The 16,272-nt window shown below is 41.2% G+C and carries 16 protein-coding genes; 4 read left to right on the plus strand and 12 right to left on the minus strand.

All coding sequences use genetic code 11. From position 1 onward, the window contains the following. Positions 1 to 258 precede the first annotated feature (258 nt). From Q0P34_RS07625 to Q0P34_RS07665, 9 genes are all read right to left on the minus strand, one after another. Entirely contained in the window at positions 259 to 1,467 is a 1,209-nt protein-coding gene (locus Q0P34_RS07625; RefSeq protein ID WP_294955098.1) for an aspartate kinase, read from the minus strand. Between the two features lie 31 nt (positions 1,468 to 1,498). Continuing rightward, positions 1,499 to 2,716 carry a homoserine dehydrogenase gene (locus Q0P34_RS07630; protein WP_294955100.1) on the minus strand — a complete coding sequence of 406 codons (1,218 nt, stop codon included), beginning with the start codon at positions 2,714 to 2,716 and terminating at the stop codon, positions 1,499 to 1,501. A gap of 11 nt (positions 2,717 to 2,727) precedes the next feature. Continuing rightward, positions 2,728 to 3,156, minus strand: a complete 429-nt coding sequence (locus tag Q0P34_RS07635) for an ACT domain-containing protein (protein WP_294955102.1) — start codon at positions 3,154 to 3,156, stop codon at positions 2,728 to 2,730. Between the two features lie 408 nt (positions 3,157 to 3,564). Continuing rightward, on the minus strand, positions 3,565 to 4,734 hold the full coding sequence (ytvI, locus tag Q0P34_RS07640; protein ID WP_294955104.1) for a sporulation integral membrane protein YtvI: 1,170 nt from the start codon (positions 4,732 to 4,734) through the stop codon (positions 3,565 to 3,567). 67 nt (positions 4,735 to 4,801) lie between these two features. Next, the gene (locus Q0P34_RS07645; RefSeq protein ID WP_294955106.1) at positions 4,802 to 6,697 is read right to left on the minus strand and encodes a heavy metal translocating P-type ATPase; all 1,896 of its coding nucleotides are present in this window, start codon (positions 6,695 to 6,697) and stop codon (positions 4,802 to 4,804) included. A 12-nt stretch (positions 6,698 to 6,709) separates the two neighbouring features. Beyond that, complete coding sequence (locus tag Q0P34_RS07650) at positions 6,710 to 6,928, minus strand: cation transporter (RefSeq protein WP_294955108.1); 219 nt, start codon at positions 6,926 to 6,928, stop codon at positions 6,710 to 6,712. A 143-nt stretch (positions 6,929 to 7,071) separates the two neighbouring features. After that, positions 7,072 to 7,257, minus strand: coding sequence for a DUF6472 family protein (locus Q0P34_RS07655; protein ID WP_294955110.1), 186 nt, complete (start codon positions 7,255 to 7,257; stop codon positions 7,072 to 7,074). Continuing rightward, positions 7,257 to 7,661, minus strand: a complete 405-nt coding sequence (locus Q0P34_RS07660) for a hypothetical protein (RefSeq protein ID WP_294955112.1) — start codon at positions 7,659 to 7,661, stop codon at positions 7,257 to 7,259. The genes Q0P34_RS07655 and Q0P34_RS07660 overlap by 1 nt, the downstream gene beginning before the upstream one ends. A 16-nt stretch (positions 7,662 to 7,677) precedes the next feature. Further along, positions 7,678 to 9,054 (minus strand): glycosyl hydrolase family 28 protein, encoded by a 1,377-nt coding sequence (locus Q0P34_RS07665; protein ID WP_294955114.1) that lies wholly within the window; start codon positions 9,052 to 9,054, stop codon positions 7,678 to 7,680. A 108-nt stretch (positions 9,055 to 9,162) separates the two neighbouring features. On the opposite strand from Q0P34_RS07665, the gene Q0P34_RS07670 reads away from it, so the two are divergent. Further along, the gene (locus tag Q0P34_RS07670; protein WP_294955116.1) at positions 9,163 to 9,942 is read left to right on the plus strand and encodes a heparan-alpha-glucosaminide N-acetyltransferase; all 780 of its coding nucleotides are present in this window, start codon (positions 9,163 to 9,165) and stop codon (positions 9,940 to 9,942) included. A gap of 16 nt (positions 9,943 to 9,958) precedes the next feature. Beyond that, positions 9,959 to 10,627 carry a tRNA (guanosine(46)-N7)-methyltransferase TrmB gene (gene trmB, locus Q0P34_RS07675; RefSeq protein ID WP_294955118.1) on the plus strand — a complete coding sequence of 223 codons (669 nt, stop codon included), beginning with the start codon at positions 9,959 to 9,961 and terminating at the stop codon, positions 10,625 to 10,627. A 48-nt stretch (positions 10,628 to 10,675) separates the two neighbouring features. On the opposite strand, the gene Q0P34_RS07680 is transcribed toward trmB, so the two are convergent. Together Q0P34_RS07680 and serC are read right to left on the minus strand one after the other, a co-directional pair. Further along, a complete protein-coding gene (locus Q0P34_RS07680; RefSeq protein WP_294955120.1) occupies positions 10,676 to 11,836 on the minus strand; it encodes a phosphoglycerate dehydrogenase in 1,161 nt (386 codons plus the stop codon). 17 nt (positions 11,837 to 11,853) lie between these two features. Continuing rightward, on the minus strand, positions 11,854 to 12,939 hold the full coding sequence (gene serC / locus Q0P34_RS07685) for a 3-phosphoserine/phosphohydroxythreonine transaminase (protein WP_294955122.1): 1,086 nt from the start codon (positions 12,937 to 12,939) through the stop codon (positions 11,854 to 11,856). Positions 12,940 to 13,172: 233 nt separating this feature from the next. Here serC and Q0P34_RS07690 point away from each other — a divergent pair, with 233 nt between their 5' ends. Then, positions 13,173 to 13,571 (plus strand): Fur family transcriptional regulator, encoded by a 399-nt coding sequence (locus Q0P34_RS07690; RefSeq protein WP_294955124.1) that lies wholly within the window; start codon positions 13,173 to 13,175, stop codon positions 13,569 to 13,571. Positions 13,572 to 13,599: 28 nt separating this feature from the next. Beyond that, positions 13,600 to 14,136 carry a ferritin family protein gene (locus tag Q0P34_RS07695; RefSeq protein ID WP_294955126.1) on the plus strand — a complete coding sequence of 179 codons (537 nt, stop codon included), beginning with the start codon at positions 13,600 to 13,602 and terminating at the stop codon, positions 14,134 to 14,136. Positions 14,137 to 14,423: 287 nt separating this feature from the next. Here Q0P34_RS07695 and Q0P34_RS07700 read toward each other — a convergent pair whose 3' ends face one another. Beyond that, on the minus strand, positions 14,424 to 16,082 hold the full coding sequence (locus tag Q0P34_RS07700) for a leucine-rich repeat domain-containing protein (RefSeq protein WP_294955127.1): 1,659 nt from the start codon (positions 16,080 to 16,082) through the stop codon (positions 14,424 to 14,426). Between the last annotated feature and the right edge of the window lie 190 nt (positions 16,083 to 16,272).

The raw sequence follows: 16,272 nt of genomic DNA on the forward strand, positions 1-16,272 counted from the left end.
AACACAGTTTTGTAACTATGCTTCATATGTTTCTCCTCTTCCCAACAAACTAAAGCTTGTTGGGAGCCCTGATTTCTCGACCGAGCAAAAGGCGGAAAACGCCAAAAGCGGCTTAGATTCGATGTCTAAGCCGCTTTTACAATCCCTCCGAGTGCGATAAATCGCACCCACCTCCCTTTACACAATGGAGGCTCAAATCGGTTTATTTAATTTATATGGCGTGTTTCAGCCCACTTTATCGACAGTAAAAAACTGCTGTTAATCGTTAGGAATAAATGCATTGTGCACGGCAGATACTGCTCTGTCCGCATCCTCTGCATCAATGATAACCGAAATCTTAATTTCTGATGTGGAAATCATCCTGATGTTAATATCTCTTTCGTAAAGAGCCTCGAACATCTTTGTAGCTGTGCCCGGATGTGATTCCATACCTGCGCCTACAATAGAAACCTTTGCAACGTTTGTGTCGCAAACTATTCTTGCATCCTGAAGATGTGATGACTCCTCAAGAAGACTAACGGCAACAGGTCCGTTTTCCTTGCTGACGGTGAACACAATATCCTTTGTGTTATCTCTGCCGAATGACTGAAGAATGATGTCTACATTAATATTTTTTTGTGAAAGCTTTGAGAATATGTTGAACGCAACACCCGGGTTATCCTTAACACCCAAAACGGATACAAGAGCAACATCCTTATCCTTTGTAACGCCTCTGATTAACATTTTTTCCATTTTTGCTACCTCCTTAACAATAGTACCCGGAATTGGGTTAAGTGATGAAAGAACCTCAAGTTCTACTGAATATTTCTTTGCCATTTCTACCGAACGGTTATTGAGCACCTGCGCACCGAGGGTTGCAAGCTCAAGCATCTCGTCATAAGTAATTTCCTTAAGCTTACGAGCATTATCAACCTTTCTTGGATCGGCTGTGTAAACACCCTCAACATCGGTAAAGATTTGACACTTATCTGCGTGAAGAGCTGCGGCAATGGCAACAGCCGATGTATCGGAGCCGCCTCTGCCGAGGGTTGTAAGATCGTCATATCTGTTGATACCCTGAAAGCCTGCAACAACAACAATATTGTGTCTTGCAAGCTCTGCCTGCAATCTGTTAGGCTTAATGTTCTTAATTCTTGCAGAGCCGTATACAGAGTTTGTATTAAAGCCTGCCTGCCAACCCAAAAGGCTGATTACAGGGAAGCCCAATGACTCAATAGCCATTGCAAGCAGAGAAATAGAAATCTGCTCTCCTGCGCAAAGAAGCTGATCAAGCTCTCTGTTCTTTGCCTTTGGATTTATTTCATTTGCCTTTTCAATCAAATCATCGGTTGTATCGCCCTGTGCGGAAACAACAACTACAACGTCATTGCCTGCCTTGTATGTGTCCGTTACAATTCTTGCAACGTTCATAACACGCTCGGCATTCGCAACTGATGAGCCACCGAACTTTTGAACAATAAGTGACATAATTTTCCTCCTAAAACATATTTGCTACAAATTAATAATTTGTTACCTTAATTTTATTGATAACATCAATACCTGCAAGCTTGCTGTCCAATGAAGCCTCTGTCATTGAATCGGTAATGAAGGCAACCTCATTTGAAGGCTTGCCCTGTCTTGTAAGGAACTTAACATCATTAAACCTTGCAATAACCTCGCCTTCGCTTGCCTTTGCTCTTACATAAAACGGCATTTCAAGGCACTGCTTTTCATCTACTACATAGTCCTCTGCGCCTGCACCCCAGCCGAAATTCTTTCTTCTTTCAACATGAACGGCACAGTCTACCATATCGGCAACAACAGCCGAAGCGGTCGGAAGCTTTCCTGCGCCTGCACCGTAAAAGCAAACGTCGCCGACAGCATCACCGCGAACAAGAATAGCATTAAACACACCGTTTACACTTGCAAGCTGTGAGCCGTGAAAAACTACTGCAGGGCTGACAAATGCCGCAATTTTTTCATCGTCAAGCTTTTTGATTTGACCGAGAAGCTTAATTACACCGTCAGCAGATGAGATATATTCCACATCCTCAAGAGTAATTTTTGTGATACCCTCTGCCCTGACCTGATTAGGATACACATGCTTGCCAAATGCAAGAGATGCAAGAATACAAACCTTACGGCAAGCATCAAAGCCCTCAATGTCTGCTGTCGGGTCTTTTTCTGCATAGCCGTTATCCTGCGCAAGCTTAAGGGCATCGTCAAAGGTCATTCCGTCCTCAATCATTTTTGTGAGGATAAAGTTTGTTGTACCGTTAAGGATACCTGCAACACCCTCAATATTGTTTGCGGTGAGGCATTGAGCCATAGGTCTGATAATAGGAATGCCGCCGCCTACACTTGCCTCGAACAAATAATTAACACCGTTTTTTTCTGCCGCCTCAAGAAGCTCCAAGCCCTTTTGAGCAACAAGCTCCTTATTTGAGGTAACAACACTTTTGCCTGCCTCAATAAGCTTCATCGTAAAATCAAAGGCAGGATTTACTCCGCCCATTGTTTCGGCAACAACCTTAACCTCCGGGTCATTAAGAATATCGTTGAAATCCTTTGTAAACAAATCTGCGTGAGGATCATCCGGAAAATCGCGCAAATCAAGGATATGGCTAACCTGTAATGCCTCGCCTGCCGTGCGATTTTTTATACTCTTATCGTGAGTTTCGATAACCTCTACAACACCGGAACCTACTGTTCCGTAGCCCATAACTGCTACCTTCATTTTTTACCCTCCTATACCAATTCAGCGGTTTTGACACCGTCAACATTCTTTATTGTTTCAATAATATCATCAGTAATCTGCTGTGCATCCGAAAATCTTACGGTGATAGATACATCTGCAATATTATTTACCGGTACGCTTTGATTAACCGCCAAAATATTCGCTCCTGCAAGATAAAGCTCGTTCATAACAGAGCTTAAAACACCTGCATTATCCTTTAGCTTTGCATTGATGGTTAAGGCGTCGTCACCCTGCTCGCTATACTCAAAAATCTTATCCTTATATTTATAGTATGCCGAGCGGGAAATACCTGCCATCTTTGCAGCCTGTGAGGAATTCGCAGCCTCGCCCGATTGCAAATATCCCTTTGCCTCTATCACCCTTGCATACACATCGGGCAATACCGACATATCCACAAGCAGATATTTTATTTTTGCCATTGTGTCCACCACCTAAGGACAGTTGTATTACTGTGAAAAACACTTTTCATATATTATCACAAATAAATCCATTTGGCAAGTGTTATTTTATAATTTGTAAAAAATAATAAATAAAGAGGGCTACCGCAAGCCCTCATTTGTGTGTCGAAAAAACAAGTGGTGTATTAAACATGCTGATAGGCTGTTGAGAAATGGAACTGAATTTCGCATTTTGCGAAGGAAGATGTACATCGGTACCTCGACTGAGCAAAAGGCGAAAAACGCCAAAAACAGATTGAACTCGATGTTCAATCTGTTTTTTATCCCCTCAGTTTCGCTTCGCTCAACAGCTCCCCTTACAATAAGGGGAGCCAAGTATATTCTCTTTTGGCGTGGTTCAGACCATTTATCAGCAGTCCTATTTGGTAATTATTGGTTTTTTGATGTTTTCCAGATACTTATTCTTCCTGCGTCATTAAACGCTTTAAGAGTCATAACCGTAAGTGGAACAATAAACATTCCTATAAAGCCGAAAAGCTTTAAGCCAAAGTACAGTCCCATAAGTGTTACTATCGGGTGAACTCCCAGAGAGGTACCGACAATTTTCGGTTCAATATACTGTCTTATTACGGTAATGATTATATACAAAACAATCAAGCCGATTGCCTGCTTATAATTGCCGTATATCAGCGAGAACAACGACCAAGGGATAAGAATACCGCCCGAGCCTGCAACAGGCAAAATATCAAATACGGCAATGACAAGAGCAATAATTGCAAAATAGCTGTTGTTCATAATTCCAAACAGACTCATTATTGAAAATCCGAGGAACAGCTCGCAAAATGTGATGCACATAATTATGCCGTATGCCTTAAACATTGTAAGGATTGTTTTTGAGAACACCTGCTTAAACTCAACAAGCACACCCTTTTTGTCATCGGGAAGCTGGTTTTGAATAAATCTTACAATATAATCGTAATCCTTTGTGAAAAGAATCCATGCAACCAAGCCGATAACTACACCGATAAGAATTGACGGCACACCCTTAACAACTGAATATACGTTAGACACACCCGAGGTAAGCTTGCTCGTAAGGCTGCCCAAATCCAAGCTTGAAAGCAGACCGGCAGAGGAAGCAGCGCCCTCCACGGCATTTGGCTGGAGCTTATCGAACAAATCCGTAATACTGCCTGAAACCGAATCATAAATTCCCTTGGGCAAAAACTGAATTGCATTAAGCAACCAATTTTCAATCGTTGACAGGAACGACGAAATATCACTGAGTTGCTCTGACACGTAGCCGATAAATGCAGAAATCTTACCGAACACAGAGGTCAGTATAAGTGCAACAGGCACTATTACAACCGCTATTGATACAATCACAAGAAATATAGCCCAAAACGAATGTGCCTTGTGATTTGTTTTTTTATCCAGATACCTTAGAGGCTTTTGCAAAAGTACGGCAAAGAAAAACGACAAAAGAAACGGTGCCGCAATCCAGAACAGATACTTAAAAAACACATATATAAGTGCAAGCAGTACTGCCACAAAAGCAAAATCTATAAGAAATGCTCTTCTTTTTTCAACCTTGCTATTCATACACAGGAGTCCTTTCAAAATCTATATAACTATGATAACCCCATTAAAAATAATATTCAAGTATTTTTTACAGTTTTTTGGTGTACATTGCTCTGATAGCATTTACCACAGCAATAACCATAACACCTACATCCGCAAAAATAGCAAGCCACATATTGGCAATGCCCACTGCTCCGAGAACAAGACACAAAGCCTTAATGCCCAGAGCAAAAATGATATTTTCCTTTACTATGCGCATACATCTTGACGAAAGCCTGATAGCCTTTACAAGCTTTAACGGATCGTCATCCATAAGAACAACATCAGCTGCCTCGATAGCGGCATCCGAGCCGAGACCGCCCATTGCTATACCCACATCGGCACCCGACAAAACAGGAGCGTCATTTACACCGTCACCGACAAAGGCAAGCCTTTCTCTGCTGTCTTTTTTCTTGAGCATTTGCTCAACGATAGCAAGCTTATCCGACGGCAAAAGCTCGCTGTGCACTTCATCTATACCAAGGTGATTTGCAACATCCTTTGCAACAGCATCGGCGTCACCTGTCAGCATTACGGTATTTTTTACACCGATTTTTTTAAGCTCGGCAATTGCCTGCTTTGAGGTTTCCTTAGGCTCATCGGCAATGGTTACCGAACCCTTGTACACACCGTCAACTGCAACATAAACAACAGTTCCCACATCGTTGCACGGGGTGTAGGAAACGCAAAGCTCATCCATAAGCTTGCCGTTACCTGCCCCAACCTGCTTGCCGTCAACGATTGCCGTTACACCCTTGCCGCTGATTTCCTTAACATCATCAATACGGACAAAATCAATCTCTTTGCCATATGCCTGCTTGATTGATTTGCTTATTGGATGTGATGAATAAGCCTCGGCATAAGCTGAAAGCTCAATAAGCCGTTCAGGCTCAATATCAACAGGATTAATATTTGTTACGCAAAAGCTGCCCTTTGTCAGCGTACCCGTTTTGTCAAACACGGCAATACTCACCTTTGACAAGCTCTCAATATAGGTTGAGCCTTTTACAAGAATACCCTCGCGTGACGCTCCGCCGATACCGGCAAAAAATGACAACGGCACCGAAATAACAAGTGCACAGGGACAGCTGATAACCAGGAAGGTCAATGCTCTGTATATCCAGGTAATCCAATTTGACGGATTGCCGAGCGCAAGGCTTACAACAGGAGGAATAAGTGCAAGGGCTACTGCTCCTATGCAAACGGCAGGAGTGTAATACCTTGCAAAACGTGTAATAAAGCTTTCGCTTCTTGATTTTTTTGACGAAGCATTTTCAACAAGCTCAAGGATTTTTGATACCGTTGAGTTGCCAAATTCCTTTGTTGTGCGAATTTTAACGGTACCCGAAAGATTGATGCAACCGCTTATCACCTCATCACCGACGATAACCGATCTCGGCAGACTTTCACCCGTCAGAGCAGATGTATCAAGGGTTGTGCTTCCCTCAACAAGTACTCCGTCAATAGGGATTTTTTCACCTGCCGATACAATGATTATTGAGCCGACCTCAACTGTATCAGGACTCACTTGCTCTATATTACCGTCAAGCTCAAGGTTTGCATAATCGGGACGAATATCCATCAGGCCCGCAATGCTTCGTCTGCTTTTTCCGACGGCATAGCTTTGGAACAGCTCACCGATTTGATAAAAAAGCATTACCGCAACGGCTTCCTTATATGAGCCGTTTTCGTACACGGCAAGAGCAACGGCGCCAAGCGACGCCACCGCCATCAAAAAGTTTTCATCAAACACCTGACGGTTTACTATTCCCTTGAATGCTTTTTTCAAAATGTCATACGATATTATCAAATACGGCACCATATAAAGTGCAAGCCTCAAAAATCTGTTTGGCACCGCATAAAAATGCTCAAATACAACAAGGCTCAAAAACAACAATGAGCTTACGATTATTCTTATAAGCATTTTCCTTTGCTTTTTTGTCATAATGTCACCCTATCAAAAATATATTTCGCAATCATCCTCTATTTTTCTGCAAGCCTTAAGCACCTGCTTCATTGTTGCCTTTTCATCTGCGCCATCCTCAAACTCAACATTCATTTTAAGAGTCATAAAGCTTATGTTTGCATCGGCAACACCGTTAACATTGCGTGCCGCAAGCTCCATTTTGTTAGCACAATTTGCACAATCAACTTCAATACTATATGTCTTTTTCACGAAAATAACCTCCGATAATTCCCAATTACATATGAACAACTATTCATATGTTCATTTGTATTATACCACATTATATACAAAAGTCAACACAAATGTTAAAAAAATACGCACCACGAAAAAAGTGATGCGTACACAAAACATATTTAATTTTGTTTTCTGACAATTCCGTATTCACCGACGTCCCTGCGGTAATATTTGCAGGGCTTTCCCTGTCGCTGACGTTCAAGAAGCTTGCCGTATTCGTCCTGATCAAGCTGAAGGTCGCAATAGCTTTGCCCGTCCTCCTCGTCATATACATTATACCAACAGGTATCACACAAATCTGCCATCAATTCAACATTCCCTCATCATCGTTATTAGGCTTGCCGACAGCTACGGTGTCCCTGTTAAGCTTCATCATAGGTATCATCAAGCCGGGCATACCTGCCATTGATGTTGTGTTGTTTATAATTTGGCGGACAAACGGAAAGATTTGGTCAAATGAATCCACGTGAATATCGGGCTTTTCATCGCTATCCTCAAATGTAAACTCTGCAACAAGCTCAAGCTTAATCTCGAACGGCTGCATATCTGCATCGGCAACCCTAAAGCTCAAAATACCGAAGCATCTTTTTTCTGTATCAATATAATTTACATTATACTTAACCTGATTTTGAAGCTTTAGCTGTGTGCCGTTATCAACCTTATTTTCAAATTCAAGAGTATTAATCTTGTATCCTTTCATTTGTATCATAATATTATCCTCCCAACTATTTAACGAGTTTTACATTGTTTAGCTTAATATCCTCTTCTACGGGAGAGGCGGCTTTTCCGCTAAACCTTACAAGCTCAAGATTTTCTACATTTTCGGCATCAATGGCGTGTTTATAGCTGTCGCAAAGATTGCCCCAGTTTGTTTTTGTTTTTTCTATAAGTACATTTTTTGCGTAGCGAATAAAGAACGCCGAGTTGTCGTATTTTTCAACGCCCCAATCAAGGCAAGGACGCAAATCATACAATCCGCAATCCCACTTTGATGTTTTGGTAAGTGTTATTTGACAATTTTCAAATGTAACGTCTTCAATAATATTTTCTGCGTTGCCGTGGATAAGAACACCGTTTTCGCCCTTGGCGGTAACATTAAAGAAACGGATATTTTTGATTGTACCGCTTTTTGTATTTTCGTCACGATTAAAGGTTGTGATGACAATTGGCTCTGCCGTTCCCCACCAATCAGGACAAAATCTGCGTGTTTCAATAATTATATTCGAATATGTAACATTTTCTACACATCCGCCGTCACGGATTTGTATGGAAAGTCCACGGTTTGATTTTGAAATAACGCAGTTTGACACGATTACATTTTTGAAATCTCCGACTCCCTCTGTGCCAATCTTTATTGCCGCAGAGGTAGAGACAAGAGTACAGCCGTCAATAACTATGTTTTCGCACGGTCCGTATTCTGCATTGCCCTTGCTTGCCTTAAGACAGATACAGTCATCGGCACAGGTAACGTGACAGCCCAAAATTCTTACATTACTGCAATGGTCAGGGTCAATGCCGTCCGAATTTGCTACATCCAAATCGTTGAGTATGCGTATTCTGTCAATAAGCACATCATCACAGCCGGCAGGATGAAGGGTCCAAAACGGTGCGTCAACAACGGTAAATTCCTTAAAGGTTATATGGTTACTTTTTTCAACATAAATAACAGTAGGACGCGGATAAAAGTCACCCGTAACATAATACCTGTCCTTGCGTTGAACAAAGGCGTGTCCGTTTGCATCAATGGTTCCCTCACCGCTGATGGTGCAATTATCAGCCTCGTACGCATAGATAAAAACAAAGCTTGGCTTACCTGTTACCGGGTTACCGATAAGTGCAGTCTTGGGGTCATTAATGAGCTTATTAGGACGGATATAGCCGTCAATATTGCCTGTCGCCTTTAGCCTTGCACCCTTTTGAATATGCAAATCAACATTTGTCTTTAGCTTAATTGAATCACTGTAAAACACTCTGCCTGATGGAAGCACAACCTGACCGCCACCGTTTTTACAGCAATCATCAATGGCATGCTGAATCGCAAAGGCATCATTTGTTTTGCCGTCACCCTTTGCGCCGTATTGCATAACATTATATATTTTCATCAATAATACCTCATTTGTGTATTTGATTACATAATAACATATAAAAATTATATTTACAATCTTTTTTGAATGATATATATTATACATATAAATACTTTGGAGTAAAAAATGAAAGCAGAAAAACAAAGAATAGAATTGCTTGATGAACTTCGAGGCTTTGCGATAATTGCAATGATAGTGCATCATTTCTTTTTGGATGTAGGCGATGTGCTTGATTTGGAGTGGGGCTACACAATATTCAACAAGCTTTGCACGGTACAGCCTATCTTTTTGGCAATCTTTATCATTATATCAGGCATATGCTCGCGCCTGTCACGCAATACAATTAAGCGCGGTGTAACTGTACTATGTGCAGGAATGGTTGTTACACTTGTAACAGCAGTAATTATGCCAAAGCTTTTGGGGATATACAACGCAGAAATATATTTCGGCATACTGCATTGTCTTGGAAGCTGTATGATAATTACAGGCATAGCAATTCCTCTGATAAAAAGAACCAATGCAAAAATAGGTGCACTTATTTGCATAATACTTTTTGCATCAACCTATGGCATAAATTCCGGTGAGTTGCTATTTGGGTTAATTAAACTCCCTGCCCCGTCATCAAATCTGCTTATGCCGCTCGGAATATTTAACGACAGCTTTGAAAGTGCAGATTACTTTTCAATCATACCTTGGCTGTTTATGTTCCTTGCGGGAGCTTTTCTCGGTGAATATGTAAAAGACGGCAGGCTTCCGAAATGGGCATACAAAAAACATTCAAGGCCTCTTGCATTTGTAGGACGAAACAGCCTTTGGTTTTATCTTGGGCATCAGGCAGTGCTTTACGCAATACTGTATGCTTTTCTTGAATGTGTAAAAATATACTGCAAAATCAAGTTATCATAAAGGATAGGTAAAAAATATGAGAATGCGACACAAGAAAAATCTTGAGCAAAGACTTGAGGCTGTTCAGGATTATCTTATTACATTAAGAAACGAAAGTCTGAACTTTAACGATGTAAAAAACGAAAAGCATCTTTTAGACCTAAAGGAGCTTTTCGGCAACGACAATCCTGTTTACCTTGAGGTTGGCTGCGGAATGGGCACCTTTGGCGTAACATACGCAAAGCAAAATCCAAACATAAACCTTATTTGCGTTGAAAAGGTAAGGGACGTTATTTGCACGGCCTGTGAAAAGGCAAAGGACGCCGAGCTGACAAATATTAAGTTTTTGGATTGTGCGGCAGAATACCTGCCTTCGTATTTACCTGCACACAGCATAGGGCTTATCTTTTTGAACTTTTCCTGCCCGTATCCCAAAAAGAGTCACGCCTGCCACAGACTGACGGCTGACAGATTTTTGGGTATATACAAGGAGCTTATGACAGAGGACGCGGCAATTTTTCAAAAAACAGACAATATGCACTTCTTTGAATTTTCCATTGAAAGCTTTACGCAAAACGGCTTTAAGCTGTCTAACATAAGCCTTGACCTGCACAACAGCGATTTTGAGGGCAATATAGTCACTGAATACGAGGCAAGATTTTCCTCGCAGGGCTATCCGATTTATCGTTTAGAAGCAAGATTATAAACAAAAAGCACCCTGAATTAAAAAATTCAGGGTGCTTATTTTTTTGTTTTACTTTATTACTCTTACACGAATTACTCCGTCAATAGACTCAATGTCCTTTGCGACTGCGTCGGAAACCTCGCTGTCACAATCAATGATTGAGTATGCGATATCGCCTCTGCTCTTATCCTCAAAGGAGCCAATGTTTACGCCGTCCTTAGAGATTGTATCTGTGATAGTAGCAATCATATTAGGCTGATTTTTGTGGATAACGGTTACTCTTGCAACTCCGCCTCTTGCCATAAATACTGTTGGCATATTTACGGAATTTTTGATGTTGCCGTCACGAAGATAATCAATAAGCTCCTGTGCACCCATAGCAGCACAGTTTTCCTCGCTTTCCGGAGTTGAGGCGCCAAGGTGAGGAATAGCAATTACGCCGTCAACACCGATAAGTGTTGCATCCGGAAAATCGGTAACATAGCAAGCCATCCTGCCATCGTCAAGAGCCTCAACAACATCTGCCGAGCAGGCAAGATCGCCGCGGGCAAAGTTCATAATACGAACAGTATCCTTCATCTTATCAATAGTCTCGCGGTTAATCATATACTTTGTGTCGGGTGTAAGCGGCACGTGAATTGTAATATAATCAGCCTGCGGGAAAATTTCATCAAGATTATTATTTACGATTATACCCTTTTTAAGAACAGCGTCCTCAGGAAGAAACGGATCATAGCCGATAACGTCCATGCCCAAATCAAGAGCCGCCTCGGCAACAAGTCTGCCGATAGCACCGAGACCGATAACAGCAAGAGTTTTGCCCTTGATTTCAGGGCCGGCAAATGCAGACTTGCCCTTTTCTACTGTCTTGCCGACATTGTCACCCTCGTCCTTAATTGTTTTGCACCAATCAATAGCCTTTGTAACCTTACGCGATGACAAAAGCATACCGAGAATTACAAGCTCCTTAACAGCATTTGCATTTGCACCCGGAGTGTTGAAAACCACAATACCCTGATTTGCACAGTCTGCAACAGGGATGTTGTTTGTGCCGGCACCTGCTCTTGCAATTGCAAGCAGGCTTTCGGGCATTGTCATATCGTGCATTGATGCAGAGCGCACCATAATGGCATCGGGATTTTCAATATCATCTGCATATGCAAATTCCTTTGTATCAAACTTTGCAAGACCGACATTGGAAATCTTATTTAATAGCTTAATATTATACATTATATACTTACCTCAAATTACTTGTTATTTTTTTCAAACTCTGCCATAAACTCAACGAGCTTTTGAACGCCCTCGATTGGCATTGCGTTGTAGATAGAAGCTCTCATACCGCCTACTGTTCTGTGTCCTTTAAGGTTAACAAAGCCTGCCTCTGTTGCCTCCTTAATGAACTTTGCATTAAGCTCGTCGCTGTCTGTTACAAAAGGAACATTCATAAGGCTTCTGTCCTCAGGAACAACAGTACCCTTAAACATTTGTGAATTGTCAAGGAAATTATAAAGGATTGCTGCCTTCTTTTCGTTATGAGCCTTCATAGCGTCAAGCGAGCCAAACTCCTCCTTAATCCAATCAAGCACAAGCTTGCAGATATAAATAGTCCAGCACGGAGGCGTGTTGTAAAGAGAATCTGCGTCTGCCTGTACCTTGTAGTTCATCATTACAGGGCAAATATCTCTTGCGTTGCCAAGCAAATCCTCGCGAACAATAACAACAACCAAGCCTGCCGGTGCAACATTCTTTTGAGCACCAAAGTAAACAACGCCAAACTTACTGATGTCAAGCGGCTCTGACAATGCACATGATGATACGTCTGCAATAAGTACCTTGTCACCAACAGGAGGAAGCTCCTTGTAAACAGTACCGTAGATTGTGTTGTTCATACAAATATACACATAGTCTGCGTCTTCTCTGAAATCCTCAGGCTTTGTCTTTGGAATATATGAGAAGGTCTTGTCTGCCGATGAAGCAACGGCAACAGCGTCGCCGTACTTTTGAGCCTCCTGAAATGCCTTCTTTGCCCACTGACCTGTAATGATATAATCAGCCTTGCCCGAACCGTTCATAAAATTGAGCGGAATAGCAGAAAACTGTGCCGATGCACCACCCTGAAGGAACAATACCTTGTAGTTGTCGGGAACCTTATAAAGCTCTCTCATAAGAGCCTCTGCTTCCTTAATAATATCATCAAACCACTTTGAACGGTGGCTCATCTCCATTACAGACTGTCCGCTGCCCTTATAATCCATAATTTCTGCTGCTGCCTTTTGAAGCACGCTTTCAGGTAGGGTTGAAGGACCTGCACTGAAGTTGTAAACTCTTGCCATAATAGTTACCTCTCTTATAGTTTAATTATATATCGCTTTTTCAACGTATGTATTACATTATATAGATAATTAACTTTTTGTCAATGTGTTATGTTAAACTTTGTCAAAATTAACAATAGATTGATAATTATTTAACAATATCGTATAAAAAATATAACATCTCAAAAAAATGTTGACAAACAGTATGATGTTATGTATAATTACATTGTAATCATTACAGTGTAGGTGACAAAATGACAGTTGAAACTATTAAAAGCATATTCAAGTGCCATTCATACAGAGCCACACCGCAGCGTATTGAAATATACAAATATTTGTGTGAGCATCCCACTCACCCCGATGTTGAGGATGTATACCGATATATGCTCAGCTCCAACCCCTCAATTTCGAGAACGACTATATATAATGTATTGCAATCGTTAGAGCAGGAGGGATTAATTCTATCGGTTAAGATAGACAGCGAGCGTGTGCACTATGACGCAGACATCAGCCTGCACGGGCACTTTAGGTGCATCAAATGTAACAAAATTTTTGATTTTGACATCGACAATATCAAATGCGACAGCATTAATGATTTTGAAATCAAAACAAGAGATGTATATTACAGTGGCATTTGCCCTGAATGTAAATAACAAATTTTAATTTAAGGAGATAAAAACTATGCAAAAAAAATACTATTGTCCTGTATGTGGCTACGAAAGTGACGAACCAATCGACATCTGCCCAATCTGTAAGGCTAAGATGGCTGTAAGAGAAGAGGGCGAGGCTATGGCTTGGGCTGCAGAGCACATCGTAGGCGTTGCACAGGGCGTTGATGAGGAAATCATCAAGGGCTTAAGAGAGAACTTCAACGGTGAATGCACCGAGGTTGGTATGTATCTTGCAATGGCAAGAGTTGCTCACAGAGAGGGCTATCCGGAAATCGGTCTTTATTGGGAAAAGGCTGCTTACGAAGAGGCAGAGCACGCTGCAAAGTTCGCAGAGCTTCTCGGTGAGGTTATCACAGACTCAACAAAGAAAAACCTCGAAATGAGAGTTGCTGCCGAAAACGGTGCTACAAAGGGCAAGTTTGAGCTTGCAAAGATGGCTAAGGAGCAGGGACTCGACGCTATTCACGACACAGTTCACGAAATGGCTCGTGACGAAGCAAGACACGGTAAGGCATTCGAGGGCCTTCTCAAGAGATACTTTGGCTAATACAATATAGACACGCTGGTAGATTGTTGAGAAATGGAGCTGAATTTTGCATTTTGCGAGGGAAGATGTACGAGGGTACCTCGACCGAGCAAAAGGCGAAAAACGCCAAAAGCGGCTTAGATTCGATGTCTAAGCCGCTTTTACAATCCCTCCGTCAACGCATACGCGTTGCCACCTCCCTTTACACAAGTGAGGCTCAAATCGGTTTGTTTAATTTATATGGCGTGTTTCAGCCCACTTTATCGACAGTCTGAGCGATGGATAAACTCCATCGCTCTTATTTGTTATTAAAACCAAGATTTAATTATATTGAAAACTGATTTGAAAAATTTTGCAATTGCCTTAAAAAATCTTACAAACAAATTATCTTTTTCTTTATCATTAGCAGCCTCTGTATTAACACTTGGATTTTGATTGGTATCTGTATCAATTGTATTTTCGGTTTCTGTATTTGTGATGTCTTCAACATTTGATGTGTTATTATCAGTTGACTCGGCAGCACTGTTTTTACCGTCATTATTTGATACAGAAGCTTTTGAATAGTCGGTGCCTGATATACCACCTGCTAAATTAACAGAGTTGGATTTTGAACTGCTGTCCTTCTTTAACTCAGTGTCATTTGATGCAACAGGATTATTATTTGTTGGGAGATTACTCGGAGCATCAATACTTTGATTGTTATCCGGTGGATTATTTGGTGCTGACGGAATGTTATTGTTATTTTTAACAATATTAAACTTTGCAGTTGTTCCAAATATTGAATAATCACCCAAGCCTGCTACTGCTACCATGGCAACACCGACATTGATATTATTGCTGTATACAGCAGAATAATCCTTATCAACCATAAGTTGTTTTCCTGCCTGTTTAACATCAAGGACAGGAGTGATAGGCTTGCCTGTATAATACTGGTCAGATATAGGTGCAATAACAAATGTTTCGTAAGGAATGTCATTTCTCTGTGCATAGAACATTGCAGGAGAATTGTCCATGCAAACAATTGTTAAAAGCTCACAGTTTTCAAATGCAGTGTCTGAAATATTATCGACCTCGTCGGCAATAAGAGCGATTTGGAGATTAGAGCAATCTGCAAAGGCTCTGTCCTGAATTTCGTTAATACTGTTACCTATAACAACTACCTCAACGCTTTCGTTGCCTTGAAATTCGTTTTCTGCTATATATGCTTCCTTTTCCTCTGCGGTAAAATAAAGCTTCTTTAGGTTATTGCATCCATAAAATGCATAGCAATCACCGTACCCGTCAATGTAATATACACCCGTTAGGTCAATGCTTTCAAGCGATATACAATTTAGAAAAGCGGACTGTCCTATGCCCTGAACATTTGACAAATTGACGTAATACAGGCTTTTGCAGTTTTCAAATGCACTGTAATCAATTAATGTAACCGTGCTTGGAACAACAATTTTTTCTATCGGGGTTTTGGCAAAAGCATGTGGACCGATATGTGTCATTCCGTCGTACAGGGTTATTTCTCTTAATGACGATTCACAAAAGGCTGTGTTAATCACCCTTGCACCGCAGTTCAAATCTATTGCTTCTATTCCCGAATTATAAAACGTGCAAACAAGCTCTTCAATTTTACAATCTTTGCCGAACGAAACATTCCTGAGCATTTTACAATCCCTGAACGTGTATTCCAATATAGGCACCTCAACATTGCTGTCAAAGGTCACATTTTCAAGTGCTTCGCTGTATGCAAGGGCGTACTCGTCAATGCTTTTTATACTGCTTGGAATGTAAACATTCTTAATGGATTTACTGCCTGCAAAAGCATATTTACCAACAGCCGTAACACCGTCGGGAACGGTAATTGTTTCATCGGCGTTGTAGCAGCCAAAAGCATAATCACCAATAACGCAGACGCCGTCGGGAACGTTATAGTTTTCAAACGATTTGCCGCATGGGAAAGCAATCAGCGTTGACATATCCTTGTTAAAAATCGCTCCGTCATACGAGGCATATTTTTTGTTTTTGACAGAAACATTATAGCACTCCGGATAAGAGCTTAAGTTAATGCTCGAATCTGTTGCACTCGAGACCGCAAAGCTATTTATTATAAAGCTCTTTATGTCTGTCTCTTATACACATCTCCGAGCCCACGAGACGGACTCCTAT

Origin of the sequence: uncultured Eubacterium sp. (genome assembly GCF_945980375.1) — a bacterium.
In the GTDB taxonomy this organism is placed as follows: domain Bacteria; phylum Bacillota; class Clostridia; order Oscillospirales; family Acutalibacteraceae; genus Eubacterium_R.

Coding starts and splice junctions, on each gene's coding strand:
- Q0P34_RS07625 (WP_294955098.1), bottom strand. CDS start 1,467: ATGTCACTTATTGTTCAAAAGTTCGGTGGCTCATCAGTTGCGAATGCC.
- Q0P34_RS07630 (WP_294955100.1), bottom strand. CDS start 2,716: ATGAAGGTAGCAGTTATGGGCTACGGAACAGTAGGTTCCGGTGTTGTA.
- Q0P34_RS07635 (WP_294955102.1), bottom strand. CDS start 3,156: ATGGCAAAAATAAAATATCTGCTTGTGGATATGTCGGTATTGCCCGAT.
- ytvI (WP_294955104.1), bottom strand. CDS start 4,734: ATGAATAGCAAGGTTGAAAAAAGAAGAGCATTTCTTATAGATTTTGCT.
- Q0P34_RS07645 (WP_294955106.1), bottom strand. CDS start 6,697: ATGACAAAAAAGCAAAGGAAAATGCTTATAAGAATAATCGTAAGCTCA.
- Q0P34_RS07655 (WP_294955110.1), bottom strand. CDS start 7,257: ATGGCAGATTTGTGTGATACCTGTTGGTATAATGTATATGACGAGGAG.
- Q0P34_RS07660 (WP_294955112.1), bottom strand. CDS start 7,661: ATGATACAAATGAAAGGATACAAGATTAATACTCTTGAATTTGAAAAT.
- Q0P34_RS07665 (WP_294955114.1), bottom strand. CDS start 9,054: ATGAAAATATATAATGTTATGCAATACGGCGCAAAGGGTGACGGCAAA.
- Q0P34_RS07670 (WP_294955116.1), top strand. CDS start 9,163: ATGAAAGCAGAAAAACAAAGAATAGAATTGCTTGATGAACTTCGAGGC.
- trmB (WP_294955118.1), top strand. CDS start 9,959: ATGAGAATGCGACACAAGAAAAATCTTGAGCAAAGACTTGAGGCTGTT.
- Q0P34_RS07680 (WP_294955120.1), bottom strand. CDS start 11,836: ATGTATAATATTAAGCTATTAAATAAGATTTCCAATGTCGGTCTTGCA.
- serC (WP_294955122.1), bottom strand. CDS start 12,939: ATGGCAAGAGTTTACAACTTCAGTGCAGGTCCTTCAACCCTACCTGAA.
- Q0P34_RS07690 (WP_294955124.1), top strand. CDS start 13,173: ATGACAGTTGAAACTATTAAAAGCATATTCAAGTGCCATTCATACAGA.
- Q0P34_RS07695 (WP_294955126.1), top strand. CDS start 13,600: ATGCAAAAAAAATACTATTGTCCTGTATGTGGCTACGAAAGTGACGAA.
- Q0P34_RS07700 (WP_294955127.1), bottom strand. CDS start 16,082: ATGTCAACGCTGATTGCTTTCCCATGCGGCAAATCGTTTGAAAACTAT.